26 protein-coding genes are annotated in these 25,067 nt (G+C 58.9%); 18 read left to right on the top strand and 8 right to left on the bottom strand.

What is annotated here, in order from left to right; genetic code table 11:
• Positions 1-3: 3 nt before the first annotated feature.
• From moaB to QMP16_RS11690, 3 genes are all read left to right on the top strand, one after another.
• The gene (gene moaB, locus QMP16_RS11700; protein WP_282152517.1) at positions 4-546 is read left to right on the top strand and encodes a molybdenum cofactor biosynthesis protein B; all 543 of its coding nucleotides are present in this window, start codon (positions 4-6) and stop codon (positions 544-546) included.
• A gap of 106 nt (positions 547-652) precedes the next feature.
• Positions 653-2,107 (top strand): efflux RND transporter periplasmic adaptor subunit, encoded by a 1,455-nt coding sequence (locus QMP16_RS11695; protein WP_282152516.1) that lies wholly within the window; start codon positions 653-655, stop codon positions 2,105-2,107.
• 5 nt (positions 2,108-2,112) lie between these two features.
• Positions 2,113-5,511 (top strand): efflux RND transporter permease subunit, encoded by a 3,399-nt coding sequence (locus QMP16_RS11690; protein WP_282152515.1) that lies wholly within the window; start codon positions 2,113-2,115, stop codon positions 5,509-5,511.
• On the opposite strand, the gene QMP16_RS11685 is transcribed toward QMP16_RS11690, so the two are convergent.
• Complete coding sequence (locus tag QMP16_RS11685; protein WP_348774594.1) at positions 5,508-5,975, bottom strand: NUDIX hydrolase; 468 nt, start codon at positions 5,973-5,975, stop codon at positions 5,508-5,510. The genes QMP16_RS11690 and QMP16_RS11685 overlap by 4 nt on opposite strands.
• Positions 5,941-6,747 (bottom strand): protein-disulfide reductase DsbD domain-containing protein, encoded by an 807-nt coding sequence (locus tag QMP16_RS11680; RefSeq protein WP_282152514.1) that lies wholly within the window; start codon positions 6,745-6,747, stop codon positions 5,941-5,943. Before QMP16_RS11680 ends, QMP16_RS11685 begins: the two co-directional genes overlap by 35 nt.
• A gap of 145 nt (positions 6,748-6,892) precedes the next feature.
• Here QMP16_RS11680 and QMP16_RS11675 point away from each other — a divergent pair, with 145 nt between their 5' ends.
• Positions 6,893-7,447, top strand: a complete 555-nt coding sequence (locus QMP16_RS11675) for a YqgE/AlgH family protein (protein WP_058273585.1) — start codon at positions 6,893-6,895, stop codon at positions 7,445-7,447.
• Here QMP16_RS11675 and QMP16_RS11670 read toward each other — a convergent pair whose 3' ends face one another.
• The gene (locus QMP16_RS11670; RefSeq protein ID WP_282152513.1) at positions 7,448-8,398 is read right to left on the bottom strand and encodes an L-threonylcarbamoyladenylate synthase; all 951 of its coding nucleotides are present in this window, start codon (positions 8,396-8,398) and stop codon (positions 7,448-7,450) included.
• A gap of 137 nt (positions 8,399-8,535) precedes the next feature.
• Here QMP16_RS11670 and QMP16_RS11665 point away from each other — a divergent pair, with 137 nt between their 5' ends.
• The 7 genes from QMP16_RS11665 (at position 8,536) to QMP16_RS11635 (ending at position 15,046) form a co-directional block, all read left to right on the top strand.
• On the top strand, positions 8,536-10,239 hold the full coding sequence (locus QMP16_RS11665; RefSeq protein ID WP_282152512.1) for an acyl-CoA dehydrogenase: 1,704 nt from the start codon (positions 8,536-8,538) through the stop codon (positions 10,237-10,239).
• Entirely contained in the window at positions 10,239-11,285 is a 1,047-nt protein-coding gene (locus QMP16_RS11660) for an MBL fold metallo-hydrolase (RefSeq protein ID WP_282152511.1), read from the top strand. Before QMP16_RS11665 ends, QMP16_RS11660 begins: the two co-directional genes overlap by 1 nt.
• A gap of 4 nt (positions 11,286-11,289) precedes the next feature.
• A complete protein-coding gene (locus QMP16_RS11655; protein ID WP_058273581.1) occupies positions 11,290-11,742 on the top strand; it encodes a DUF6173 family protein in 453 nt (150 codons plus the stop codon).
• A 64-nt stretch (positions 11,743-11,806) separates the two neighbouring features.
• Complete coding sequence (locus QMP16_RS11650; RefSeq protein WP_282152510.1) at positions 11,807-13,645, top strand: glycerophosphodiester phosphodiesterase; 1,839 nt, start codon at positions 11,807-11,809, stop codon at positions 13,643-13,645.
• Entirely contained in the window at positions 13,632-14,192 is a 561-nt protein-coding gene (locus QMP16_RS11645; RefSeq protein WP_282152509.1) for a hypothetical protein, read from the top strand. Before QMP16_RS11650 ends, QMP16_RS11645 begins: the two co-directional genes overlap by 14 nt.
• 68 nt (positions 14,193-14,260) lie before the next feature.
• The gene (locus QMP16_RS11640; RefSeq protein WP_058273578.1) at positions 14,261-14,395 is read left to right on the top strand and encodes an aa3-type cytochrome c oxidase subunit IV; all 135 of its coding nucleotides are present in this window, start codon (positions 14,261-14,263) and stop codon (positions 14,393-14,395) included.
• Positions 14,396-14,413: 18 nt separating this feature from the next.
• Positions 14,414-15,046 carry a hypothetical protein gene (locus QMP16_RS11635; protein ID WP_282152508.1) on the top strand — a complete coding sequence of 211 codons (633 nt, stop codon included), beginning with the start codon at positions 14,414-14,416 and terminating at the stop codon, positions 15,044-15,046.
• On the opposite strand, the gene QMP16_RS11630 is transcribed toward QMP16_RS11635, so the two are convergent.
• Both QMP16_RS11630 and QMP16_RS11625 read right to left on the bottom strand, forming a co-directional pair.
• Positions 15,035-15,367 carry an AzlD domain-containing protein gene (locus QMP16_RS11630; RefSeq protein ID WP_282152507.1) on the bottom strand — a complete coding sequence of 111 codons (333 nt, stop codon included), beginning with the start codon at positions 15,365-15,367 and terminating at the stop codon, positions 15,035-15,037. The genes QMP16_RS11635 and QMP16_RS11630 overlap by 12 nt on opposite strands.
• Positions 15,364-16,080: an AzlC family ABC transporter permease gene (locus QMP16_RS11625; RefSeq protein WP_282152506.1), complete on the bottom strand. Its 717-nt coding sequence runs from the start codon at positions 16,078-16,080 to the stop codon at positions 15,364-15,366. The genes QMP16_RS11630 and QMP16_RS11625 overlap by 4 nt, the downstream gene beginning before the upstream one ends.
• Here QMP16_RS11625 and QMP16_RS11620 point away from each other — a divergent pair.
• The 5 genes from QMP16_RS11620 to QMP16_RS11600 all read left to right on the top strand — a co-directional run bounded on the left by QMP16_RS11620 (position 16,079) and on the right by QMP16_RS11600 (position 20,539).
• Entirely contained in the window at positions 16,079-17,020 is a 942-nt protein-coding gene (locus tag QMP16_RS11620; protein WP_432653402.1) for a formate dehydrogenase accessory sulfurtransferase FdhD, read from the top strand. The two genes, QMP16_RS11625 and QMP16_RS11620, sit on opposite strands and share 2 nt — an antisense overlap.
• A 111-nt stretch (positions 17,021-17,131) precedes the next feature.
• The gene (locus tag QMP16_RS11615) at positions 17,132-18,085 is read left to right on the top strand and encodes an AEC family transporter (protein WP_282152505.1); all 954 of its coding nucleotides are present in this window, start codon (positions 17,132-17,134) and stop codon (positions 18,083-18,085) included.
• A gap of 59 nt (positions 18,086-18,144) precedes the next feature.
• The gene (gene mobA, locus QMP16_RS11610) at positions 18,145-18,789 is read left to right on the top strand and encodes a molybdenum cofactor guanylyltransferase MobA (RefSeq protein ID WP_282152504.1); all 645 of its coding nucleotides are present in this window, start codon (positions 18,145-18,147) and stop codon (positions 18,787-18,789) included.
• A complete protein-coding gene (mobB, locus tag QMP16_RS11605; RefSeq protein ID WP_282152503.1) occupies positions 18,786-19,277 on the top strand; it encodes a molybdopterin-guanine dinucleotide biosynthesis protein B in 492 nt (163 codons plus the stop codon). The genes mobA and mobB overlap by 4 nt, the downstream gene beginning before the upstream one ends.
• Positions 19,274-20,539 carry a molybdenum cofactor synthesis domain-containing protein gene (locus tag QMP16_RS11600; protein ID WP_282152502.1) on the top strand — a complete coding sequence of 422 codons (1,266 nt, stop codon included), beginning with the start codon at positions 19,274-19,276 and terminating at the stop codon, positions 20,537-20,539. Before mobB ends, QMP16_RS11600 begins: the two co-directional genes overlap by 4 nt.
• Here QMP16_RS11600 and QMP16_RS11595 read toward each other — a convergent pair whose 3' ends face one another.
• From QMP16_RS11595 to QMP16_RS11585, 3 genes are all read right to left on the bottom strand, one after another.
• Positions 20,540-21,532 (bottom strand): hypothetical protein, encoded by a 993-nt coding sequence (locus QMP16_RS11595; protein ID WP_282120087.1) that lies wholly within the window; start codon positions 21,530-21,532, stop codon positions 20,540-20,542.
• Between the two features lie 14 nt (positions 21,533-21,546).
• Positions 21,547-22,017: a transcription elongation factor GreA gene (gene greA, locus QMP16_RS11590; protein WP_109313008.1), complete on the bottom strand. Its 471-nt coding sequence runs from the start codon at positions 22,015-22,017 to the stop codon at positions 21,547-21,549.
• Positions 22,018-22,258: 241 nt separating this feature from the next.
• Entirely contained in the window at positions 22,259-22,639 is a 381-nt protein-coding gene (locus QMP16_RS11585; RefSeq protein ID WP_282152501.1) for a VOC family protein, read from the bottom strand.
• 88 nt (positions 22,640-22,727) lie between these two features.
• Between QMP16_RS11585 and soxR the strand changes: the two genes are divergently transcribed.
• A complete protein-coding gene (soxR, locus tag QMP16_RS11580; RefSeq protein WP_282152500.1) occupies positions 22,728-23,183 on the top strand; it encodes a redox-sensitive transcriptional activator SoxR in 456 nt (151 codons plus the stop codon).
• Positions 23,184-23,318: 135 nt separating this feature from the next.
• Positions 23,319-24,965: an electron transfer flavoprotein-ubiquinone oxidoreductase gene (locus QMP16_RS11575; RefSeq protein ID WP_282152499.1), complete on the top strand. Its 1,647-nt coding sequence runs from the start codon at positions 23,319-23,321 to the stop codon at positions 24,963-24,965.
• Positions 24,966-25,067: the final 102 nt, after the last annotated feature.

Genomic DNA, 25,067 nt, shown 5'->3' with positions numbered 1-25,067 from the left:
AACATGTCGCGCATTGATGAGACCAAAGACTTCATTCCGGTCCGTATCGCCGTGCTGACCGTCTCGGACACGCGGTCGCTGGAAGAAGATAAATCCGGCCAGACACTTGCGGACCGCATCGAAAGGGCGGGGCACAGGGTTGCCGATCGCAGCATCATCCGCGATGAGCGCAGCGAGATCGCCGATCAGTTGCGCGTCTGGATTGCGGATCCTGAGATAGACGTGGTGATTTCGACCGGTGGTACGGGCCTGACGGGCCGCGACGTAACGGTCGAGGCGCATCGCGATGTCTATGAGAAGGAAGTCGAGGCTTTCGGCACGGTGTTCACAATCGTTTCAATGGAGAAGATTGGTACGTCGGCCGTGCAATCACGTGCGACCGGTGGCGTGGCGGGTGGTACCTACCTGTTTGCATTGCCCGGCAGTCCCGGAGCCTGCAAGGACGCCTGGGACGGGATATTGGAGAAACAGTTCGATTATCGCCACCGTCCCTGCAATTTCGTCGAAATAATGCCCAGATTGGACGAACATTTGCGACGGAAGTAGACTGGTCGCACGTTAAACCGTTCATAACCGCTTTGTGGCTTGGCATTTTTTGCTGCCCAGCTACCTTTTGCTAATGGCAGCCTGATGCAACCGGGGTGAATTTTATATGCGATTTCTGAGGCAAAGCCTTGTTGGAGTCTTTTTGACGTCGTTGACAGTGGCCCTGTTGTTTGTGGCGGCGCAGATGATTTCGGGCGCCGTGCAAGACGTTCTGACGCGGGAGGAGGCGGCTCCGCAGGCGCGCGAGCGTGTCTTTGCCGTTTCTGTTCGGTCTGCGGAATTGGAGACCGTGACACCGTATCTCGAAGCCTTTGGCGAAGTTCAAAGCCGTCGCAGGTTGGAGTTGCGCGCCGCGCTGGGCGGGCGCGTTGTCGGGCTGGCCGAGGATTTTGAAGACGGCGGTGTGGTAACAACAGGCGAAGTTCTGGTCGAACTTGATCCCGCAGACGTCCAGTCCGCGCTGGACCGCGCAAAATCCGATTTGCTGGACGCGCAGTTTGAAGAGCGTGACGCGGAGCGGTCGCTACTGCTGGCGCAGGATGAATTGAATTCAGCCGAGGCGCAGGCAGAACTGCGCGGGCGCGCCTTGCAGCGCCAACAGGATTTACAGACCCGCGGAGTTGGGGCCGCAGCATCTGTAGAAGAAGCCGAGCTGGCCAAGGCTGCCGCGCAGCAGGCGGTGCTGGCGCGGCGGATTGCGCTGGCCCAAGCAGAATCCCGAGTCGATCAGGCGACCACCCTGTTGTCACGAGCCCGCATTGCGCTTGAGGCCGCTGAACGCGATCTGGATGATATGACAATCCGCGCCCGGTTCGGGGGCACATTGACGGATGTAACACTGGTCGAAGGACGGCTGGTGTCCGCGAACGAAAAGCTGGCGGAACTTGTCGACCCCAATGCGTTGGAGGTGGCATTCCGGGTCTCAACCGCGCAATACGTCCGATTGCTGGATGCAGCCGGTGATCTGATCGACGCACCGGTGACTATCTCGCTTGAGGTCACAGGCACCGACCTGACCGCGCAAGGCCGCATTAGCCGCGACAGCGGATCGGCGGGCGAAGGGCAGACCGGGCGATTGATCTATGCCCGACTGGACGAGGCGTCGGGGTTCAAGCCGGGCGATTTTGTTACCGTCACAGTGCAGGAACAACCGCTGGACAACGTAGTACTGCTGCCGTCTTCGGTTCTTGATGCTGTCGGAACAGTGTTGGTGCTGGATGAGAATGACAGGCTCGAAGCGCTGCCAGTACAGCTGATCCGTCGTCAGGGCGACGAGGTCTTGTTGCGCGGCGAAGGTTTGGTTGGGCGTGAGGTCGTGATCGGCCGCACGCCTCTGCTGGGATCGGGCGTTCGCGTCCGGCCATTGCGGATAGATGACAGTGCCGAGGTTGTGCCGGATATGGTTGAGCTGACTGTGGAGCAACGCGCCCGGCTGGTCGCTCAGGTCGAGGCCAGCACGCGCATGCCAAAGGACGTCAAAGAACGGGTTCTGGGTCAGTTGAGCGAGGCCAAGGTGCCTGCGTCGCTGGTCCAGCGGCTTGAAAACCGGGCGGGGGGCTAAGCGCCATGATGCGCGAGATCCCCGGCGCGGCAGGCGGCATCCTCAGTTACTTCACGCGTCACAAAACGGTGGCAAACTTGCTGCTGCTGGTCATGCTGGTTCTGGGCGCGGCGGCAATCCCGAATATGCGGGCGCAGTTCTTTCCCGATGTGGTTCTGGAACGTGTCGACGTGAGTGTGGACTGGGATGGGGCCGGTCCCGAAGATGTGGACAACGGGATCATTCAGGTGCTTGAGCCCGCCTTGCTGGCGGTCGAGGGTGTCGCCAGCACCGAAGCGACCTCGCGCGAGGGGCGCGCCAGCATTCGGCTGGAGTTCGAGCCGAATTGGGACATGTCCCGCGCAGTTGAGGAGGTCCGGACTGCCGTCGACAGTGTCACCAGTCTGCCCGACGATGCCGAAGAACCAACGATCCGGCGGGGTGCCTGGCGGGACCGGGTTACCGATGTGGTTGTGACAGGGCCTGTCGATCCTGATCAATTGGCCAAATTCACGGACGAATTAATCAACCGTCTTTTCGCGGTTGGGGTTACCCGTACCACGATTCGGGGGCTTGCTGCGCCGCGCATCGTGGTCGAGATACCGACCGCCCAACTGATTGCCAACGACATCACCCTGTCCGAGGTCGCATCAGCTGTCGCGGCCGAGGTCAACGCAAACCCAGCAGGTGATGTGACCGGCGCGAATGCCCGTATTCGCACGGGTACGGAAAAGCGCACACCCGAAGAAATCGAAGGTATCGCCCTGCGCAATTTTGCGGACGGATCTAAGTTGCTGGTGGGCGATGTGGCGCAGATCCGGGTCGAAGGGGTCAACCGCAATCGCAGCTACTTTGTGGGCGAAAATCCGGCAATGTCGGTGCGGGTAGATCGCTCAAACCTGGGTGACGCGATCGAAATCCAGCACGCGGTCGAAGACGTTGTGACGGAAATGCAGGCCAGCGTTCCCGAAGGTGTGACGATCGAGCTGATCAGAACCCGCGCTCAGGCGATCACCGACCGTCTGGATATTCTGGTCGACAACGGCCTTGTTGGCTTGGGCCTGGTGGTCTGTCTGCTTTTTCTGTTTCTGAATGCGCGGATCGCCTTTTGGGTCGCTGCCGGCATTCCGGTTGCCATGTCTGCCGCGATTGCCTTTATGTATGTCGGCGGGCTGTCGATCAACATGGTGTCCCTGTTCGGCTTGATCATCACGCTGGGCATTGTTGTGGATGACGCCATCGTCGTGGGTGAGCATGCCGATTTCCGCGCGCGCCGATTAGGTGAGGCCCCAATGGTGGCCGCTGAACGAGCGGCGCGACGCATGGCGATGCCGGTCTTTGCGGCGACCCTGACGACGGTGATTGCCTTTTTTGGTCTGACCCTGGTTGGCGGCCGGTTTGGCGAGTTGATCCGCGACATCCCCTTTACCGTGATTGCGGTGCTGATTGCCTCGCTGATCGAATGCTTCCTGATCCTGCCGAACCACATGGCGCATGCCATCGCGCATTCCACCAAAGAGCACTGGTATGATCTGCCCAACCGCGTGGTCAATCGCGGGTTCCGCTGGGTACGGGATCATCTGTTCCGACCGCTGATCGCCTGGGTTGTCTGGGCACGCTATGTGGTGGTTGCCATGATGGTGGTGATCCTGGCCAGCCAGTTTGCCCTGTTCATTCGAGGTGATGTGAACTGGCGGTTCTTTAACGCGCCCGAGCGCGGCTCGGTCACGGGCAACTTCATAATGGTCGAAGGTGCCACCCGCGCCGAGACTGTGGCCATGATGCATGAGCTGCAGCGCGCGACCGAAGAGCTGGGCCAAATTTATGAAGACCGCCACGGTCATAACCCGATCGACTATGTGCTGGCCGAGGTGGGCGGGTCCGCAGGATGGGGATTGGCCGCCGCCGATGGTAAAGACGCTGACTTGCTGGGTGGTATTTCTATCGAGCTGATCGACGCGGATCTGCGCCCCTATTCCAGCTTTGAGTTTGTGGGTGAGTTGCAGGATTTTGTTCCGCGCCACCCGAAGGTCGAACTGCTCAGCTTCCGGGGATGGCGATCTGGGCCCGGTGGCGATGCCATTGACGTTCAGTTCTATGGCGCGGATGTGAACACGCTCAAATCCGCCTCAGAGGACTTGCAGACCGAGCTGTCAAAATACCCTGAAGTTTCGGCGCTGGAAGACAACCTTGCCTATGACAAGGAAGAGTACATTCTGGACCTGACAGCGCAGGGTCAGTCGCTGGGGTTCAGGATCGAAACGCTGGGACGCGTGTTGCGCGACCGGTTGAACGGGATCGAGGCGGCGACCTTCCCGGATGGCCCGCGCAGTGCCGAGATCAGGGTTGAACTGCCCGAAGGAGAGCTGACCGCCGATTTCCTGGAGCGCACTCTGATGCGTACACCCGATGGAGTGTATGTGCCGTTGGCCGATATCGTGTCGGTCGAGCGAAAGTCCGGCTTCTCGACCGTCCGGCGCGAAAATGGCCTGCGGGTGATATCGGTGAATGGCGACATCTCGGAAGATGACCCGACGCGCGCGGCTGAGATTGCACGTGCCATGGGCGAGGAAATCCTGCCGAAAATCGCCTCGGAACGACAGGTCGAATGGCGGATGGCCGGTCTGAGCGAACAGGAAGACGAGTTCCTGTCCGAGGCGCGCACCGGCTTGATTCTGTGCCTGACGGGTATCTATCTTGTACTGGCCTGGGTGTTTGCCAGCTGGACGCGGCCACTGGTGGTGATGGCGATTATCCCATTTGGGTTGGTCGGCGCGATCTGGGGGCACTACCTGTGGGAAGTTCCGCTAAGCATGTTCACGGTCGTCGGTCTGCTGGGGATGACGGGGATCATCATCAATGATTCGATTGTTTTGGTGACGACCATCGACGATTACCAGAAAGAGCGCGGGCTTGTGCCTTCGATAGTTGAAGGCACCGCAGACCGGTTGCGGCCTGTGATGCTGACGACGCTGACCACGGTTCTGGGGCTGACCCCGTTACTGTATGAAGGGTCGCAGCAGGCGCAGTTTCTTAAACCCACAGTCATTACTTTGGTCTATGGGCTGGGCTTTGGAATGTTGCTGGTCCTGCTGCTAGTCCCGGCGTTGCTTGCCATTCTGAACGATCTGTCTCGCCCAATGACCGCGATGCGTCGGGCGGCACGTGCCCCGGACCGTGTGGTGCAGGGGACGTTGGCGTGTTCGGGCCTCGCCCTGCTTTCATGGTTTACGGTCACGATGGTGTGGCCCGCAATTTACGGCGCGCCCATCGGGTTCTTGTCCGGGCTTTATGCGGGCGAGGATGGCATGGCTATTCTTCGGATGGGCTTGGGCGCATTCGTTACAGGTGCTGCGCTGATACTGTTCCTCAGCGTGGCAGTCTCAGGCTTGCTTTATACCCGGCTCAAAAGGCCCGCGACCTAAGTCCGGCGCAGGGCGGTTTCCAGCAGATCGATGACGCGGTTGCTCATCTCTAGTTCGCCGCGGCGGATCTGATCCACAGGGAACCAACGCGCATCGAGCGCGTCGTCACCTGCATTGGGGTCGCCGGTTTGATACTGACAGGCCACGCCTACCAGCAGGTAGTGTGTCTGGACGTCGCCGTTTTCGTTCCAGCGCAGCAAATCAAGATTGTCTAAGTAGTGCTGTGGGTCTGCAATGACCGAGGTTTCTTCGCGCAGCTCTCTTTGCGCGGCTTGCAAAACAGTCTCGCCCCATTCCACGTGACCCCCAGGAAACCCCCATAGCCCAGCATCAGGTTGCTTGCTGCGTTGAACCAGCAGCACTTGGTCCTGATGCAGGACTACTGCCAAAGCGCCGATTTTTGGAGTTTGTGTCATGAAATCACCGGGCTCAGCCTGCGCTGCATCCCCGAATGTCCACCGCATGGTTTGCACCCAGAACAGTGATCCGAATTTCCGAGCGGTCCAGCGCAAACGGTCCGCCTGTTGCGTTGATCACCTCAGAGGTTGCAATCAGAGTATTCCCGGTCCGCGTCGTCTCGGTCTGCGATGCCCATAGCGCGGGGTTCCCCGGCTCGATCACGGCGACCTCGCGCCCTCCGGCCGAAGGCATGGTCACCCGTGCCTCGATCTTCATTCCGTCTGATGTGGGTGAGAGGTGACAGGTGGTATGGGCCACTCTGGCCTCGTGTTCGGAAAAGGGCCGTTGGGCCAGTGCAGCGGCGATGGTCGGGTTGCGCCCGGCCTCTGCGTTCAGCGTGTGGTCGAAATCCAACTGTTCCGGGATGCAGACATCCTTGCAGACGCCCAGATCCATCGTTCCCTGCAGGCGTACGGGCTTGGCCGGGTTTTTCGGCGTGATCTCGACTGGCAAAACCAGTTGGTTTTCGTAACCGATCGATTGCAATCCGTTCTGGTCAAACACATCCGGCGCGGGCCATGTAATCGACACATCCCCAACATTGTCCGAGCGGTTCCAGTCGAATTGCGGCGGAATGCCAGCATCCCCCGGCGCACGCCAATAGGTTTTCCATCCGTCCTGCAGCGTTACACGCACGGCGCTGAGGTACGTTCCTTTAGCGGTGCGTCCGCCATCCAGAATATCCAACTCGGCAACGGGGCCGTTGACCTGCGCTGTTGCAGGTAAGGCCAGACCAAAGGTTATGGCGATTGCTGGTAATACATTTTTTACGCTCATGGTTCATAAATGCGCGGTTGCGGCACAGAATCCAAGTCACGTTCCGGTAACCGGGATGAAATCTGCGGAAATGTGCGCTGATCCCTTGCCATTCCGGGTGACCAAGGGTCATTGTTGAAGCATACCTGATAAGAGATGTCGGCCCATGGATCTTACCGGAAAACTGTTGATTGCGATGCCTGGCATGGGCGATCCGCGTTTTGATCATTCGGTGGTGTACCTGTGCAGCCATGGCGAAGATGGTGCTATGGGGTTGATTATCAACAAACCTTCGGATCTGCGGCTGAAAACTCTGTTGAGTCAGCTCAACATCCCCTGCCGGATTCCGGTTGTGGGTGAACGTTTGGTCCATTTCGGCGGCCCGGTCGAGATGTCGCGTGGTTTTGTCCTGCACAGCTCGGATTACGAGGCGAACCTGCATTCCATGCACATCACGGATGACTTCAGCATGACGGCAACGCTGGATATCCTAGAGGATCTTGCCTCGGGGCGCGGGCCTTTGAACTCCACTTTGGTGCTGGGCTATTCGGGCTGGGGACCTGGTCAGCTTGAGGATGAGATCGCGATGAACGGCTGGCTCACGACCGAGGCGTCGTCCAAGCTGGTCTTCGATGTAGCCGATGATGAGAAATGGGGTGGTGCGCTTGCGACTTTAGGCGTTGACCCCTTGATCCTGTCTGCCGAGTCCGGGCGCGCCTGATCAACCGTTACGCGGGGCCGCAGCGCGGCGCAGGCGGTCGTTAATGGCCGCACCCAAACCATGTTCGGGAATTTGGGTCACCGCAATTGGTCTGCCGGTGTCATTCAGGCTGTGCAGTGCGGCGAACAGGTTGGCAGCGGCCTCGGCAAGATCACCTTTCGCTGACAAGTTCAGATCGCAGTCCACTGGGCCAAACCCCAGCAGAACTTCATCGCCTTGGGCGGTGCCGGCGTTCAGACGAACGGGCGCGTCCGGAGCATAATGCGATTGCAGCTGGCCGGGCGCGATCAGCGCATCACCCAGCTGGTGGTGGTGCAGCTGAGTATCCAGAACCGCCTCGATCTGTTCCAGCGAAACGCCGCCGGGGCGCAAAAGGGCAGGCTCGCCCGCAACGCCCACGATGGTGCTTTCCAACCCGACCCCGCAAGGCCCATCATCCAGCACCGCGGCGATGCGCCCATTCAGGCCGGATATGACGTGCGCGGCTGTGGTCGGGCTGATTTGCCCGGACGGATTGGCGGATGGCGCGGCGACCGGACCGTCGAAGGCGGACAGCAGAGTACGGGCCGCAGGGTGGGCTGGCACTCGCACGGCGAGCGTGTCCAGCCCGGCTGTCACCAGCGATGAAATCCCGTGATCCGGTCGCAGTGGCAGAACCAGAGTCAGCGGTCCGGGCCAGAACGCGGCCGCTAAGGCCTCGGCCTGATCGGACCATGTCACGAACCGCTGGGCGGCTTCGATCGAGGCCACATGCGCAATCAACGGGTTGAAGCTGGGTCGTCCCTTGGCGGCATAGATGCTTGCCACCGCTTCGCCGCTACGGGCATCCCCGCCCAGGCCGTAGACCGTCTCGGTCGGGAAAGCCACCAGAAGGCCTTGCCGCAGCAGGTCTGCCGCCTGCGTGATTCCGGCTGGATCGGCGTTTAATGTCAGAGTGCCGTTGGGGATCATTGGTGGTGACGCCGCGTTTTGATTGCGTATAGCATTTGGACCGATACCTAATCGGTGGAACCCAGATGCATAAAGGTGGGCGGTGGAAATTCCAAGCCCGTCGGCGTAAACGCAATCAGACAGCCTAGAGGGAAGACATGCCATATCGCGCCCCAATCTCTGATTATGAATTCTTGTTCCGCCACGCGGTCAATTTTGACAAGATCGCTGCCACCGAGAAGTTCTCGGAAGCCAGCGACGATGTGGTCAGTGCTATTCTGACCGAAGCCGGAAAACTGTGCGAAGAGGTGATGGCCCCTCTGCAACGCCCCGGTGATCTTGAGCCCGCGCGCTTGGAAAACGGCGTGCTGCGTACCTCGACCGGGTATGCTGATGGCTGGAAAGCCATAGCCGAAGGCGGCTGGGTCGGGATGAGCGGTGATCCGGAATATGGCGGCATGGGTCTGCCGATGACGTTGACCACCGCCGTGAATGAAATGATGTCTGCCGCCTGCCTGTCGCTGCAACTTGCGCCGCTGATGACACAGGGCCAGATCGAAGCGCTGGAACATCACGCCAGCGATGAGCTCAAGGCGCTGTATCTGCCTAAGATGATGGCAGGTGAATGGTCTGGTACCATGAACCTGACCGAACCACAGGCCGGGTCGGATGTGGGTGCGTTGACTTCGAAAGCCGAAGCCAATGGGGATGGCACCTTTTCTGTGACAGGGCAGAAAATCTTTATCTCATGGGGTGACAACGATTTTGCTGAGAATGTCTGCCATTTGGTACTGGCGCGCCTGCCCGATGGCGTTCCCGGAACCAAGGGCATTTCGCTGTTCCTGGTGCCCAAGCTGCTGCCGGATGAGAACGGCAATCCCGGTGTGGCCAATGATCTGAAGGTCGTATCGGTCGAGCACAAGATGGGCCTGCACGGTTCTCCGACCTGCGTGATGCAGTTTGACGGTGCCAAAGGCTGGCTTGTAGGTAAGGAACATGGCGGCATGGCCGCGATGTTTACCATGATGAACAACGCGCGTTTGGGTGTTGGCGGTCAGGGCGTGGGTGCAGCCGAAGGTGCCTATCAGCACGCGCTGACCTATGCGTTGGAGCGGAAACAGGGCAAAACCCCCTCGGGCACCATTATCGACCACGCGGATGTGCGTCGGATGTTAATGAGCATGCGTGCTGACACTTTCGCTGCGCGTGCGATTATGCTGGCCAACGCCGCGGCCATCGATATGGCCAACGCAACGGGCGACGTTGATTGGATGTCTCGTGCCGCTCTTTTGACGCCGATTGGCAAGGTTTTTGGCACCGAGACCGGAATGCGCGTATCTGAGACCGGTGTTCAGGTCCACGGCGGTATGGGCTTCATCGAGGAATCCGGTGCTGCTCAGTATTATCGCGACGTCCGCGTGACCGCGATCTACGAAGGCACCAACGGTATTCAGGCGATGGATTTGGTGGCGCGCAAGATGATGGATGGCGGCGAAGCAGCCTCGCGCCTACTGGACGAGATTGAAGATCATGCTGAACAGGCGCGGGCGACCATGCCCGAACTGGCTGGCCCGGTTTGGGAAGCGACCGAAAGCTTGCGCGAGACGACCGAGTGGATGGTGGCGCAGTCTGATATGAACAACCGGTTTGCCGGGGCATTGCCCTATCTGCATGCCTTTGCCCGCGTATTGGGTGCACATTACCACCTGAAGTCGGCTTTGGCTGAACCGGGTGGCCCGCGCTTTAAGCTGGCCCGGTATTACATTAACGCGCTGTTGCCTGAATATGCTGGGCTGCTTGTTCAAGCACAGAACGGGGCAGATGATGTATTCGGGCTCAGCGCCGAGGAGTTTGTATCCTGATGGACGGAGAAACCCCTTTGGCGATCAGATATCCTTGGTCAGAGCCTCCGGCCGAGGGCGAGGCGACCGAGATTGCCGAAGGTGTTCTGTGGATGCGTTTGCCGCTGCCCATGGCGCTGGATCACGTTAACATTTACGCGCTGGACGATGGCGACGGCTGGACCGTGATCGACACAGGAATGTCGTCGAACAAAACACGGCGCATCTGGGAAAAGCTGATGGCGGGCCCGTTGGCGGGCAAGCCGATCACGCGGGTGGTTGTGACTCATCATCACCCCGATCACGTGGGCAATGCGGGTTGGTTCCAATCCGAACATGGCGTGGAACTGGTGGCGTCGCGAACGGCCTGGCTGTTTTCGCGGATGCTACAGCTGGATGTTCAGGAAAGCTGGCCCCAGGAGACGCTGGACTATTACCGCAGTGCAGGAATGGCGCCCGACGTTCTGGCCAAGCGGATGGCCGAGCGCCCGTTCAATTATTGCGACACTGTTTATCCGATGCCGCTGGGTTTCACCCGGATCAAGCAAGGCAGTGTGATCCGCATGGGTGGGCGCGACTGGGATGTTCATATGGGCAATGGTCATGCACCAGAACACGCCACGTTCTGGAGCCGAAACGACAATCTGGTGATCACCGGCGATCAGATCCTCAGTTCGATCAGTCCCAACCTGGGTGTCTATGTCACCGAACCTTTGGCGGATCCGGTTGCTGAATGGCTTGAGGCCTGCGAACGGCTTCAGGGGCTGGCGCGACCCGATCATCTGGCGCTGGGCGGGCATAAGTTGCCATTCACCGGGTTGCCCATCCGGATGAGGCAACTGATCGACAATCATCACAGTGCATTGGATCGTTTGGAAAAGTATTTGGACCAGCCCAAGACCGCTGCCGAATGTTTCATGCCCTTGTTCAAACGGCAGATCAGCGGTGGCGAGTATGGGCTTGCGCTGGTCGAAGCGGTTGCACATCTGAATCATCTTTACCACATTGGAGCTGTCACCCGAACGCGCCGCGCGGACGGGGCGTGGGAGTTTCAGCGCAAAGGGTAAAGCCATGCAGGATCAGATCGAAACATCGGCCGAGGCCGCCGAAGCCGCAGCTTTGCCGCGCTGCTACGAAGTGCATTCCGACCCCGAAGCAAAGTCAGGCGCAAAAGACCTGCCCGGTCCGTTGCAAAAACCGGTCGAGACGAAAAGCCCCGCGCAATGGGCTTATGAGCGGCTGATCCTCTATATCCAGAATTTCGAAAAGACCCTGACTGGCGACCAAGAGGTTGCGATGGGATTCACCGGCGGCGACGCAGGCGTCATGCGGATCGAGGGGATGGGGTATTTTGATCCCGATATCATCACCTTTTATGGGTCCGATGCGACCGGCGCGCGCACTCAGCTTGTACAACATGTCAGCCAGTTGAACGTGATGCTGCGGGCCCTGCCCAAATCGGTTGAGGACAAACCCGCCAACCGGATCGGGTTCCGTCTGGCGGCGGATCTGGAAGAAAGCTGATCACCTGACTTGCAATTCACGTCTGCGCAGCCTTGAATGAGTTTACCATTCAAGGGGGCCTCACGTGACCACTTTCTCTGCCGTTACAAGTGCCTACAAGGGTGCATGGGCTCGTCGCCGTGTCTTTGTGCCGATCTATCTTGTTGTGCGCCTGTTGCTGGTTGCGCTGATTGCGCCCGGCGTGGCGATCACGGTGAATCTTGCCGTATCGCTGTCCAACCAGACGGCGCTGACTGATCAGGCGATCGCTGCATTCATCCTCTCACCTGCCGGGTTTATTGCGGCAGTTGTGGTTCTCAGCCTGTTTCTACTGGCCGAGGTGTTTGTCTTCTCGGTCATGGCCGGGTCGCTGCGGATGGCAGAGCCGGACCCATGGCGCGCTGGTAGTTCTTCGATCAGGCTGATCCTGTCGCGTCTTCCATCCCTGTTTGGATTTGCGGTGCGCTTTGTTGTGCGCGTTCTGCTGTTGGTTCTGCCCTTTGCGGTCGTTTCTGCCGTGATCGCATGGTGGACGCTAACTGAATATGACATCAACTATTACCTGACCTTCCATCCGCCCTCATTCTGGGTGGCCGTGGTGCTGATCGGGGCGGTTGCGCTGGCTATGGCCTGGGTGCTTATCCGACGCCTGTCAGCCTGGGCATTGTCGCTGCATCTGGTTTTGTTCGAAGGCGTTCACCCCGGACATGCGTTCGGCATCAGCGCCAGTCGGATGGAAGGTAAGCGCGGTCGCCTCAAGATAGAATTGGCCATCTGGCTGGCTGTGCGCCTTGTCATCGCCGCCGTGATCGCCTGGGTGGCTGGGCTTTTGTTCGCGCTGTTGCCGCTGCAAGGCGCAGCCAACCTGAAAATGGCCCTGATTTACAGCTTGGCCGTCGCCGGTATCTGGTCACTGGCCGGACTGGTATTGGCAGCCACGGCTCTAGGCGCATTGGCAGTACTGCTCGATAGGTTCTTTGATATCAAGACATTAGAGCCAACCCCTCCAAAGCCGCGCAACCTGCGCATAACGGTGTTCACGACTGTTGGGGCCGCCGTCGTTTCCGTTATTGTTGGAATATGGTTTGGGCAGCACCTTCTGGAAAGGGTGCAGGCACCGGACCGTGCAGAGGTTATCGGTCATCGCGGCGCTGCCGCGCTGAAGCCTGAAAACACGATGGCCTCGGTTCTCAAGGCGATCGAGGACGGTGCCGACTGGGTTGAGATCGACGTTCAGGAAACAGCGGATGACGTGGTCATCGTGGCCCATGACAGTGATTTCATGAAACTGGCCGGTGTTAACCTCAAGGTGTGGGATGCCACGATGGAGGATATTGATCAGATCGACATCGGCAGCTGGTTCGGTCCCGAATACGCCGATGAGCGTACGCCGACTCTGCGTGACGTGCTGGAGGCCGCGAAGGGCAAGGCCAAGGTCATTATCGAATTGAAATACTACGGCCACGACGTAGACCTTGAGAATCGGGTTGTCGCTCTGGTCGAAGAGCTTGGCATGCAGGACGACATTGCAACGATGTCCCTGAAATACCCGGCAGTGCAAAAGATGAAGACGATTCGCCCCGACTGGCGCGCCGGTGTTCTGGCCGCGACTGCTGTGGGTAATCTCTCAGGTCTCGAAGGTGATTTTGTTGCGGTGAACGCCGCGATGGCGACGCCGGGTTTGGTCAATTCGGTCCACGCTGCGGGTAAGGACATCTATGTCTGGACTGTGAATGATCCGCTGCAAATGTCGGCCATGGCATCGATGGGGGTGGATGGGCTGATCACGGACCGACCCGCGATGGCGAATGAAGTTCTGCGTGTACGCGCCGAATTGGGGCCGGCAGAGCGGTTGTTGCTGTGGCTGGCGACGACCTTTGGCATGTCCTTTGATACTGAGGCGATGCGCGATGAAAGCCCCTAATCTGGCGGCAATCCTTTTGGTGGGTGCCGCGCCAGCCTTCGCGCAAGACGTCATGCGCAGCTTTGAGCTACCAGCACATCGCGCCCTGATGGCGGAGCGCAGCAGCGCAGAGTTGACCCCGTTTGAAACGGATGGCTGTTCGGGTGGTCTTTCGGCCAGCTGGCGCTTTGTAGCGGATACATTCCCCAGCTTTCGGGGACTGTATGAGGCGCACCCACCGTGGGAATACTGCTGTGTGACCCATGATCGCGCCTATCACCATGCTGGCGGCGCTTTGCGGGCCGAAGACAGCTATGACGCGCGCCTGTCCGCTGACGACACCCTGCGTGCTTGCGTCAAAAAGCATGGGACAGACCAAGCCGAGGAATATGCCAAGCGCTATGACATGACGGCCGAACAGATTCGCACCGCTCATTCCGTCACGGCCGAGGCGATGTACGCGGCGGTCCGATTTGGCGGCGGCCCCTGTTCGGGCCTGCCCTGGCGTTGGGGTTTCGGGTATCCGGGGTGCTCGGTGTTTCCACCTTTGGCCCCTGCGCGCGAATGACGTGGTGACAGGCCCCGGATTTTCCATTATCCAACATTTCAAACACGCGAATTAGGATTCTGAGACTCATGGCTGAACACAAGCACGGCGAAATGGATATCACTGTTCAAACCAAAACCTTTGATGGGTTTGTCAAAGCCACCACATGGTGTGTGGTTGCCATCGCCCTCCTTTGCCTGTTCCTGGCGGTCTTCGCCGCATAATCCAAAACGGGGTTGACCTTGATCCGGATTTTGATCGCCTGCCTGCTGGCAGCAACTGTTGCTGGCTGCGCAGGATCGCAGCGTCCGCAAGCCGACCGGGCCGAGGTCGTTGCCCGATCCTATCGTGATCCGGGGCCTTCGACCCTGACGCTGTATACGATGATCAGCACGCGCACCGGGTCTGGTGCCCATACTTCGTTGATGATCAGCGGCAGCGAGCGGGTGATCTTTGATCCTGCGGGGTCTTTCCGCGCAGATGTGGTTCCGATCAAGGACGACGTGCTGTACGGCATCACCCCGAATGCCGAGCGCGCCTATCGCAGCTCGCACGCGCGCGAGACACATTATGCGCGTATCCAGACGATTCAGGTAAGCCCGCAACAGGCTGAGATTGCATTGCAGCTGGCCAAACAATCCGGTCCGGTCGCTGGCGCCTATTGTGCGAATTCCACCGCGTCGCTGCTGAAGCAGGTTCCGGGGTTCGAACAGATCGACGTGACCTTTTTTCCGGTCAAGCTGTCAGATCAGTTCGGTCAGATTCCGGGTGTTGTGACAACGGAGTATCGTGAGAACGACGATGCCGACCTGCAAAAAGGTCTGGCCGCCAACAATGCAGCACTGAACCAACTGGAAACGGTCTCAACCCAATAAGTACAGCAACCCGTACAGGGTTGCGGCACCGATGAAGATCGCTGCCAGCACATTCTTTGTGATCACTCCAACGCTTAGCGCAACCGCGGCGGCCGCCATCCGTGGAATGTCGGGCTGCCCTTCGGTTGCGGTTGGCCAAACAACCAGCGGCGCAATCAGGGCGGGCAGGATGGCGACAGCGGTATAGCGCAAGTGGCGCAACAGCCAGGGAGGCATCGGGCGATCCCCGACGAGGCCGATAAAGACAAACCGCAAACTATAACTGCCAATGGCTAGTCCAATGATGATGGACCAGATCGTGACCGGATCAACAGGGGTCATGATGTGGCCTTTCTGCGTTCGGCGAACAATTCGGCCTGAGCACCGGCCATCATGCCGGCACATCCGGCAATCAGCAGGCCCAGATTGTATGGGATGCCAGCGGTCATCAAAGAAACGACAATGGCGACCAGCGCAGCCACCACATGGGGCAGGGTGCGCATCATTGGCCCGATCATTGCCAGAAATGTAATCGGCAAGGCAAAGTCCAGCGCCCAGCTTTCGGGAATGCGTGTGCCAAGAACCGCGCCCAGGTAGGTCGCCAATATCCATAGCGGCGTGATGGGTGTGACCGAGCCCACGAAATAAGCCATGCGCTGGGGCACTGTCATCCTGGGTTCTTTTTCAAACTGCACAATCGAACAGGCATAAGACTGATCGACAGTCAGGTAGGCGGCACAGGCCCGCTGCCACATCGGCGCAGCCCCCAGATAGGGCGTCAGTGACGCTGAATACATCGCCATCCGCAGGTTCACCGCCAGGGCAGAGACAAGAATAATGGCCGTCGGCGTCTGATCCTGCAGCAATTGCAGCGCGGCAAACTGCGCAGCACCCGCAAAGACAGTGGACGTGAACGCCATGGTTTGTACGATATTCAACCCCGCCTCGGTCGCGAACACGCCGAACAGGGTGCCAAACGGGATCGCCACAAAAATGAACGGGGTCCCGTCGCGAAAACCCTTCCAGAAGTATGACTTGGATGTGGTGTCTGCCATGGCTAAATCCTATGGTGATCCCCGCAGCAGTAGCGGTCTTGGGAAAGGGTTGCAATTGGCCACGGAACAGAACCAGTCAGACTACATCATCGCCCCAGATCCCGGTGCGCCCCGCCTGACTCGCGCTGTTGAAGGCGTGGATCAGAATGGAGAGGTCAGCCAGATCTCGGTGGTCGAAGAACGCCCGCTGACGATTTTCCTGAATTCGCAAGAGATCGTGACCGCAATGACCATCGGGGACTATCCCGAATATCTGGCGCTGGGGTTCCTGCGCAATCAGGGGATGCTGCTGGTTGATGATGAGATCACGCGCGTTGACTACGATGATGATCTGGAAACCGTGATCGTTCGTACCGCACGTGAGACCTCATACGAGGACAAGCTAAAGAAAAAGACCCGCACCAGCGGCTGTGCGGTCGGCACGGTGTTCGGTGATATGATGGAGGGGCTCGAGGACGTGCGCCTGCCTCAGGTTCAGGTGCGCACCTCATGGCTGTATGATCTTTCCGCCAAGATCAACCGTACCCCGTCGCTGTATCTTGAGGCCGGTGCGATCCATGGCACGGTTCTGTGCCGCGAAAATCGCCCGCTGGTCTACATGGAGGACGTAGGTCGCCACAACGCGGTCGATAAGATCGCGGGCTGGATGCTGTCCGAGGGGGAAACCGCAGAAGACAAGATCCTCTACACCACCGGCCGTCTGACTTCGGAAATGGTGATCAAGACAGCGATGATGGGCATTCCGGTGCTGGCATCCCGCTCTGGCTTCACCGCCTGGGGTGTCGAGATCGCGCGCGAGGTCGGGTTGACCTTGATCGGCCGCATGCGAGGACAACGTTTTGTGTGTTTGTCGGGCGAAGACCGTCTGGTGCGCGATGTAGACCCGTCTACCGTTGCGGTAGAAGATAAGAAGCACAAAAGGAAAAGTTCGCTTCCCTGAATTTCGTAGCACGTGCTGCTACTCTGAAAAAACTCTGCGAATTCCGAAGGATATACCCTAAGGTGGGTCATATCGACGTGGAACATTGGGTGTCAGCCACCAGAGGACGCTATGGAGTTAATCAGCCTAATTGCACCGGTCTTCGCGGTGATCCTGACAGGATACGTGTTTTCGTGGACGAAACTTCTGAGCGAAGGCACGTCAGATGCTCTGGTGCAGTTTGCGGTTTACGTCCTGATCCCCGCCATCATGTTTTACCTGATTGGTCAGGAGGAGTTTGAGAACCTTCTGAACTACGGTTTCTACGTGTCTTACGGTGGTACGATTCTGGCCCTTTTTGTCATTTTGTTCATCGGCTTGAAAACGCTGACGAATTTTCTGGTCGGATCGGCAACCGTTTTGGCCTTTGCTGGCGTCGCCTCGAATACAGCATTGGTTGCGTTGCCCATCCTCCATTCGATTTTTGGGTCGAAGGGGGCGCTGCCGGCCGTATTGGCAAATCTGGTGGTCGCCATTCTGCTGTTGATCATGACCACCATTCTAGAAACCTCGGCCGGGCACAAGGCAAGCGCCAAGACACCAATTTACAAGATCCTTCTTAATGTTTTGAAAAACCCGATAATCGCGGCAACGTTGTTGGGCGTTCTTTACTCTTTCACAGGTATTGGGTTTTCTGACGCCGTCTCGGATTATTTAGAGCTTATGAGCCAGGCGCTTGCAGCTGTTGCGCTGTTTACGATCGGGTTTACCACAAGTGTTCGCACAATTGTTCAGACTGGACCGATGATCCTGTTCTTGACGGTAGTAAAACTTCTCGTTGTTCCGGGGGTGGTGCTGCTTGCTGGGCATTTGATTGGGCTGGATCCGCTTTGGATCATTGCGGCGACGGTTTCTGCAGCAGCGCCCACGGCGAAGAGCATCTTTTTGCTGGCCAAACATTATGATCAGGAACCGCAGCTCGCCGCTCACATCGTGTCGGCGACCTCATTCCTGGCGGTCGGCACTTTGATCCTGTGGCTGTTTGTCCTGCATCATCTGCATCCTACCGCGTTCCAATTGAATTGAGTTCGCTCTACAAAGTTGCGATCTATTGATCACTTGGACGCAAGCAACAAGGTGCAGAAATGAACACCCCTTTGGGCGTAATCCTCGCAGGCGGCCTCGCTACCCGTATGGGCGGCGGCGACAAGGGTCTGTTGCAGATCGGGGGCCAAAGCCTGCTGTCTCATGTCATTGACCGGTTTGGCCCGCAGGTCGACGGTCTGGCGCTGAACGCCAATGGCGACCCCGAGCGGTTCGCCGATCTGAACCTGCCGGTTCTGCCCGATACCATCGAAGGTTTCGCCGGGCCTTTGGCGGGTGTGCTGGCGGGGCTCGACTGGGCTGCTAAGCAAGGCGCCGACAGCATAGTCACAGCCGCTGCTGATACGCCGTTTTTTCCACGCGATCTTGTGGCGCGGCTGACTGACGCTGCCCAAGGGCAAACACATCCTCTGGTGCTGGCCACCACGCCGCGCACCGGGGATGAAGCTCTAAAGTCCGGCGGCGGCAAGCGGGTCAACAGGCATCCGACATTTGGGCTCTGGCCTGTCGCGCTGCGCGATGATCTGCGGGATGCCTTGAATGACGGGCTGCGCAAGGTTGTGCTGTGGACCGACAAACATGACGGTCGTGAAGCTTTGTTTCCTGCGGAACCTTTCGATCCCTTCTTCAACGTCAACACGCCCGACGATTTGGCGCGGGCGCAAAAGCTGCTGGAGCAGGCATGAGGGTCTACGGCGTCACCGGCTGGAAAAACGCAGGCAAGACCGGCCTAGTGGAGCGGTTAGTGGCCGAGATTACCGGGCGCGGCTTTTCAGTTTCGACGGTCAAACATGCTCATCACGCGGTCGATGTCGACCAGACCGGAACCGACAGCTTCCGCCATCGAGAAGCCGGTGCGTCGGAGGTGCTATTGGCATCCGGCAAGCGTATTGCCGTGATGCAAGAACTGCGCGGGGCACCTGAGCCGCCTTTGGCTGATCTTCTGGCTCGGCTGCTTCCGGTCGATCTCGTACTGATCGAAGGGTTCAAACGAGAAAGCCACCCCAAGGTCGAAGCGTTTCGTGCCGAGGCCGGCAATGCGTTGATGGCCCGGGAAAACAGTACGATCCGCGCTGTCGCCAGCGACACGCCCCTGCAGGTACAGGTTCCGGTGTTTGATCTGGACGACACCGCCGAAGTCGCGGATTTCATCTTGAAAGAGGTCGGATTATGACACCGCCGAACATCACGCCTCCGCCCCTGCGAAATGATTGTTTTGCCTTGCCTGCCGGGGTCAACTGGACACCTGTGGACGACGCGCTGGCCTTGTTGCGATCTCGGTTGACGGTGGTGACTTCGGTCGAAACCGCTCTGATCGGGCAGGCTGTGGGGCGGATACTGGCAGAAGACGTTTTTGCGAAACGTTCAAACCCGCCGCAACCGAACACGGCCGTGGATGGTTATGGGTTTTCCGGGGCTGCCCCCGATGGTCCCCAAGTGATGCCGCTGCAGGATGGGCGCGCTGCGGCTGGTATTCCGTTTGATGGCGCGGTGCCACACGGCAAGGCACTGCGCGTGTTGACCGGCGCAGCGCTGCCTACCGGTGTGGATACTGTCATACTGGAAGAAGACGTGACCGTTCAGGATGGTCACATCGCCTTTCACGGCCCGCTGAAACAGGGCGCCAATACCCGCAAAGCTGGCGAAGACGTGGCTGAGGGCGATTTGGTTCTGCCTGCCGGGCGCAGGCTAACCCCCGCTGACATGGCCCTTCTGTCGGCCACAGGGGTTGCTGAGGTCGCGGTACGCAAGACGCTGCGCGTTGCGGTCCTCTCGACCGGAGATGAACTGGTCGAGCCTGGAAACTCTGCCGGGCCCGGCCAAATATTTGACGCCAACCGTCCGATGCTGTTGTCGATGATCGCGCGACTGGGCTTTGAGCCGATGGATATGGGGCGCGTGTCTGACGACCGGGAAGATCTGCGTGACAGGCTGGACAAGGCGTCAGAACAGGCCGATGTCATTCTGACCAGCGGCGGCGCGTCTGCCGGGGATGAAGATCACGTCTCGGCCCTGTTGCGAGAGGCCGGTGCGATGCAAGAGTGGCGCATTGCGCTAAAGCCCGGACGCCCTTTGGCGCTGGGTATGTGGAACGAAACGCCCGTATTTGGCCTGCCGGGTAATCCCGTCGCTGCCAAAGTCTGTACGTTGATCTTTGCCCGCCCTGCGCTGGGTCTGATGGCGGGCGAGGGCTGGTCTCAGCCGCAGGGGTTCGACCTGCCCGCCAATTTCGAGAAGCGCAAAAAACCGGGGCGGCGCGAGTACTTGCGGGCCCGTGTCCGAGACGGTCGGGTCGAAGTTTTTGCATCGGAAGGCTCGGGTCGTATCAGCGGCCTTAGCTGGGCCGAAGGGCTGGTCGAGATTCAGGATGGCGCATGTCACATCAGGCCGGGTGATCTGGTGCGGTTCATTCCTTATGGCAGCTTTGGGTTGTGATCAGTCAAATGTACCCGCGACGCGCCCAAGCAGCATGAAAGCGCGGGCGGTTCGTGTGTCGCCCAATGCAGTCAGGTCCGCGTCGCTGGCAACCGGTTCAAATTCAACGATCATGTGATCAAAACGGCGTAGGAAATGATGCACGGCGTCCCGGAAAATCGGGTCCTGCTTCATCCGCGCTGCCGTCAGTGCCAGCGAAGACCGGTCCCTGATCCCGCCCAACGCGGCAACCGCGCGGCCGCGCGCGCCCTGTGCAAACTGTCGCCAAATTTCGGGGCGGGCCATATCCGGGCGCAGGTCATCCATATAGATGCCTTCCTGGCTCAGCAGTGTAAGCACGTCCTGCGAAGCCTGCACCAGCTGGGCGGTCTTGCGATCCCGTAGCGCCAGCCTAAGGGCGTCGAACCCTTCAGCATCATCCTGCGTTTCCGGGAAATTCAGCGCTCGAATGAAGGTATCGGTCGTCAACGGCGGCGCGATATCTTCGGCCGGGGTGCCCAGTTCCAAAGACGTCTGGTCGCCCGTGGCAGCAGATGCTTCGCCGCGAACCGGCTCGGTCCGTTTCGACGAAAACGTCGCCAGCGCGGTTTCCGCCTTTTTGGCGGTCTCGGCGATTTCGTCCAGCTTTTTGCTGACACCGGGTTCTTGCAAGCTGGCGGCGCGCTGTTGCTGAATCACGTAAGCCTGACGGATCGCATCTATCGCGGTCTGCAGCCGGGCGCTTTCCTCGCGCATGACGCGGCTGGCACGCATCGCCATAGCGGCGACCCAAATCATCGCCACCGGCATGAAAACAGCCAGCAGGGTCACAACGAATCCGCCGCCATCGACCTTGTCGGGAAGCACCAGAAACACAATCGACACGATCAGCCAAACCACGCTAAGCGCGACGGCAACGATCTCGATCTCGGTCACCGAAGGATGCGAAGGCTTATCATATATACCCAAAGGGGTTGGCCGTTCGGGATCTTGTTCGGGATTGGGCTCTGACATGGTCAAGGCTCCGGTCAGGCATACTCGATACTTAGAACTTCATAGGACCGCACACCGCCGGGGGTGCGTACTTCGACACTGTCGCCTTCTTCCTTGCCGATCAATGCCCGCGCGATGGGGGACTTGATATTCAGAAGGCCTTTTTCAATGTTGGCTTCGTATTCGCCAACAATCTGCCAAGTCTTTTCTTCGTCGGTGTCTTCATCCACCAGGGTGACCTTGGCGCCAAATTTGATCGCGCCGTTCAGCTTGGCGGGGTCGATCACATCAGCCAGCGACAGAATGCCTTCCAGCTCTTTGATGCGCCCTTCGATGAAGCCCTGCTTTTCGCGGGCCGAATGATACTCGGCGTTTTCCTTCAGGTCGCCCAGCTCGCGCGCTGTGGCAATAGCTTCGATGATCGCCGGGCGCTCGACGGACTTGAGGTTTTTGAGCTCCGCCCCAAGCGCGGCATTACCCGCAGGCGTCATTGGAATTTTTTCCATGTTCTTGTCGTCCACGCATAAATTGGTTCGCCCCGCCGCATGAGACACGCGTCGGGGCGATTTGATGGGTCGTCAATTAACTGACCCAAATGAGGCGTGAATTGCAAGGGGGCTCGGTCGCACAACGCGCGGATTACGGCCTATGGTGTTCGGGAAAAGTCTGAATCGCCAATACCCTGCCACGCTCGTGTCTCTCGGGGCATTGGCGATGAAGAATCTATCGGGTGTTTCCCAGAACGCCTTAATCGTAGCTAATCACTTCGAATTCGATGTCATTGTCGTCATTGAAATAGAACCGCCGACCCGGTTCGTAATCAGCATGGGACTTGGGCGTGAAACCGGCGTCGATCACCTTTTTCTCGATCGCGTCGATGTCTTCGACCAGAACACCCACATGGTTCAGCCCGCCGACGATGTCATAGCTGCTTTCCCCGGACGGTTGTGGATCGCTGGGCGCGTAAAGCGCCAGATAGGTGTGCTTGGAGCCCACGTGAACCGTGTAACCGCCTGCAATTGCCGGGCCTTCCCAGCGTGTTTTCCAACCGAACACCTTGTGCATCCACGCAGCCGAGGCCTGCGGGTCGCGAACGGTGAAATTGGTGTGTTCAAGTGTCGCCATCATGGGATCTCCTTCGTGTTTTGAGGCTTGTCCCGACTCACCATAATTCCTAAACCTAACTTTAGATCAAGGGATTTTTCAGGAGGATGTGATGGCGGCTTCGGAAGGGTTGGCAATTGGCGCATTGGCCCGACGCACAGGCTTGGCCGTTTCGGCGATCCGGTATTATGAGGCGCAAGGTCTGATATCGCCCTGGCGCAATGCGGGCGGGCAGCGGCGGTATCAGCGCGCAGATATCAGACGCCTGAGTTTTGTGATGATTGCGCAGCAGTTCGGCCTGACCTTGCCCGAGATCCGCGAGGTCCTGTCTGGCCTGCCTGGAAACCGCACGCCAACACCGCAGGATTGGCAGGACATCAGCAAGGGGCTAAGGGCCCATCTGGACCAGCGAATCGATACCCTGACGCGCTTGCGCGACAATTTGGATGGCTGCATCGGCTGCGGATGTCTAAGCCTGCCGAAATGCGCCCTCTACAATCCGGATGACTGCGCAAAATCTAATGGTAGCGGTCCCAGGTACCTGATGGGGGACTCACCCGAGGCATAACTGCCGCATTGCAGCAAAGTTACGCCGTGTTTTGATTGACCAAGGTGTTTGCGACCATGTAATCAGCCGTGAAACAAAATTGCGCAGAGCATGCAGTGAAAGCGCCAATTCGGAAAGTTAGCTAGGGAGCCCGCGATGGCCGAGATTGAACGCGAAGCGATGGAATACGACGTGGTGATCGTGGGCGCAGGCCCCGCGGGCCTGTCGGCGGCCATCCGTCTGAAACAGCTGGATGCCGACCTGAACGTCGTGGTTCTGGAAAAGGGCTCGGAAGTGGGCGCGCATATCCTGTCGGGCGCGGTTCTGGACCCTTGCGGGCTGGACGCACTGATCCCGGACTGGAAAGAAAAAGGCGCGCCGCTGAACGTGCCGGTGCATGAAGACAACTTCTACATGCTGGGCGAGGCGGGCAAGATTCGCATTCCCAACTTCCCAATGCCGCCGCTGATGAACAACCACGGCAACTACATTGTTTCGATGGGCAATGTCTGCCGCTGGATGGCTGAACAGGCGGAAGAGCTGGGCGTGGAAATCTTCCCCGGCATGGCGTGTTCGGAACTGGTTTATGGCGACAATGGCGAAGTCAAAGGCGTCGTCGCCGGTGTCTTCGGCCTAGAGCCTGATGGATCATACGGGCCGCAGACCGAGCCGGGTATGGAACTGCATGGCAAGTACGTCTTCCTGTCGGAAGGTGTGCGCGGTTCGCTGTCCAAGGAAGTCATCGCCAAGTATGACCTCTCTGCTGGCAAAGAGGTGCAGAAATACGGCGTGGGCATGAAAGAGATCTGGGAGATCGACCCGGCCAAGCACAAGGAAGGCTCGGTCACGCACACCATGGGTTGGCCGCTGGGCAGCAACGCGGGCGGCGGGTCGTTCATCTATCATCTTGAAAACAATCAGGTCTATGTCGGTTTCGTGGTTCACCTGAACTACAAGAACCCGCATCTGTATCCGTACATGGAATTTCAGCGCTTCAAGCATCACCCGATGGTGGCCGAGCTGCTGAAAGGCGGCAAGCGCGTTGCTTACGGTGCCCGTGCGATCACCGAGGGTGGTTATCAGTCTATGCCCAAGCTGGTTGCGCCGGGCGTGGCTCTGTTGGGCTGTTCCGCAGGCATGGTCAACGTGCCGCGCATTAAGGGCAACCACAACGCGATGTTGTCGGGCAAAGCGGCGGCTGAAGCGGCGTTTGACGCCATCAAGGCCGAGCGTTCGGGTGATGAACTGACAGCCTATGAAACCGACGTGCGCGAAGGTGCAATCGGCGCAGACCTGAAGAAGGTGCGCAACGTCAAGCCGCTGTGGTCGAAATACGGCCTGACCGCCAGCCTGATGCTGGGCGGCATGGACATGTGGACCAACACGCTGGGCTTTTCGCTGCTGGGCACGCTGGGTCACGGCAAGAACGATGCTGAATCGACGGAAGAGGCCAGCAAGCACAAGCCCATCGATTATCCAAAGCCCGATGGCAAACTGTCCTTTGATCGTCTGACCAACGTGTCCTTTGCGATGACCAACCATGAGGAAAGCCAGCCTTGCCACCTGAAGCTGGCCGATCCGGAAATCCCGGTCAAAGTAAACATGCCTAAGTACGATGAACCGGCGCAGCGCTATTGCCCGGCAGGCGTGTACGAGATGGTCGAGGATGAAGATGGCGCGCGATTCGTCATCAACTTCCAGAACTGCGTCCATTGCAAAACCTGCGACATCAAGGACCCCAGCCAGAACATCACCTGGACCACGCCGCAGGGCGGGGATGGACCGAATTACCCCAACATGTAAGCGAAAACATGGGCAATGGCGGGGTCGTGAAGGCTCTGCCATTGCCTCTTTCCGGTCAAAGCCCTAGCTTGTTGTCCAGTCAACGATAGCAAGGCAGGATTT

Source organism: Ruegeria atlantica (genome assembly GCF_947495585.1).
Classification (GTDB): domain Bacteria; phylum Pseudomonadota; class Alphaproteobacteria; order Rhodobacterales; family Rhodobacteraceae; genus Ruegeria; species Ruegeria atlantica_G.
The sequence above is the reverse complement of the archived record's forward strand: the minus strand, read 5'-3'. Positions and strand labels throughout refer to the sequence as shown.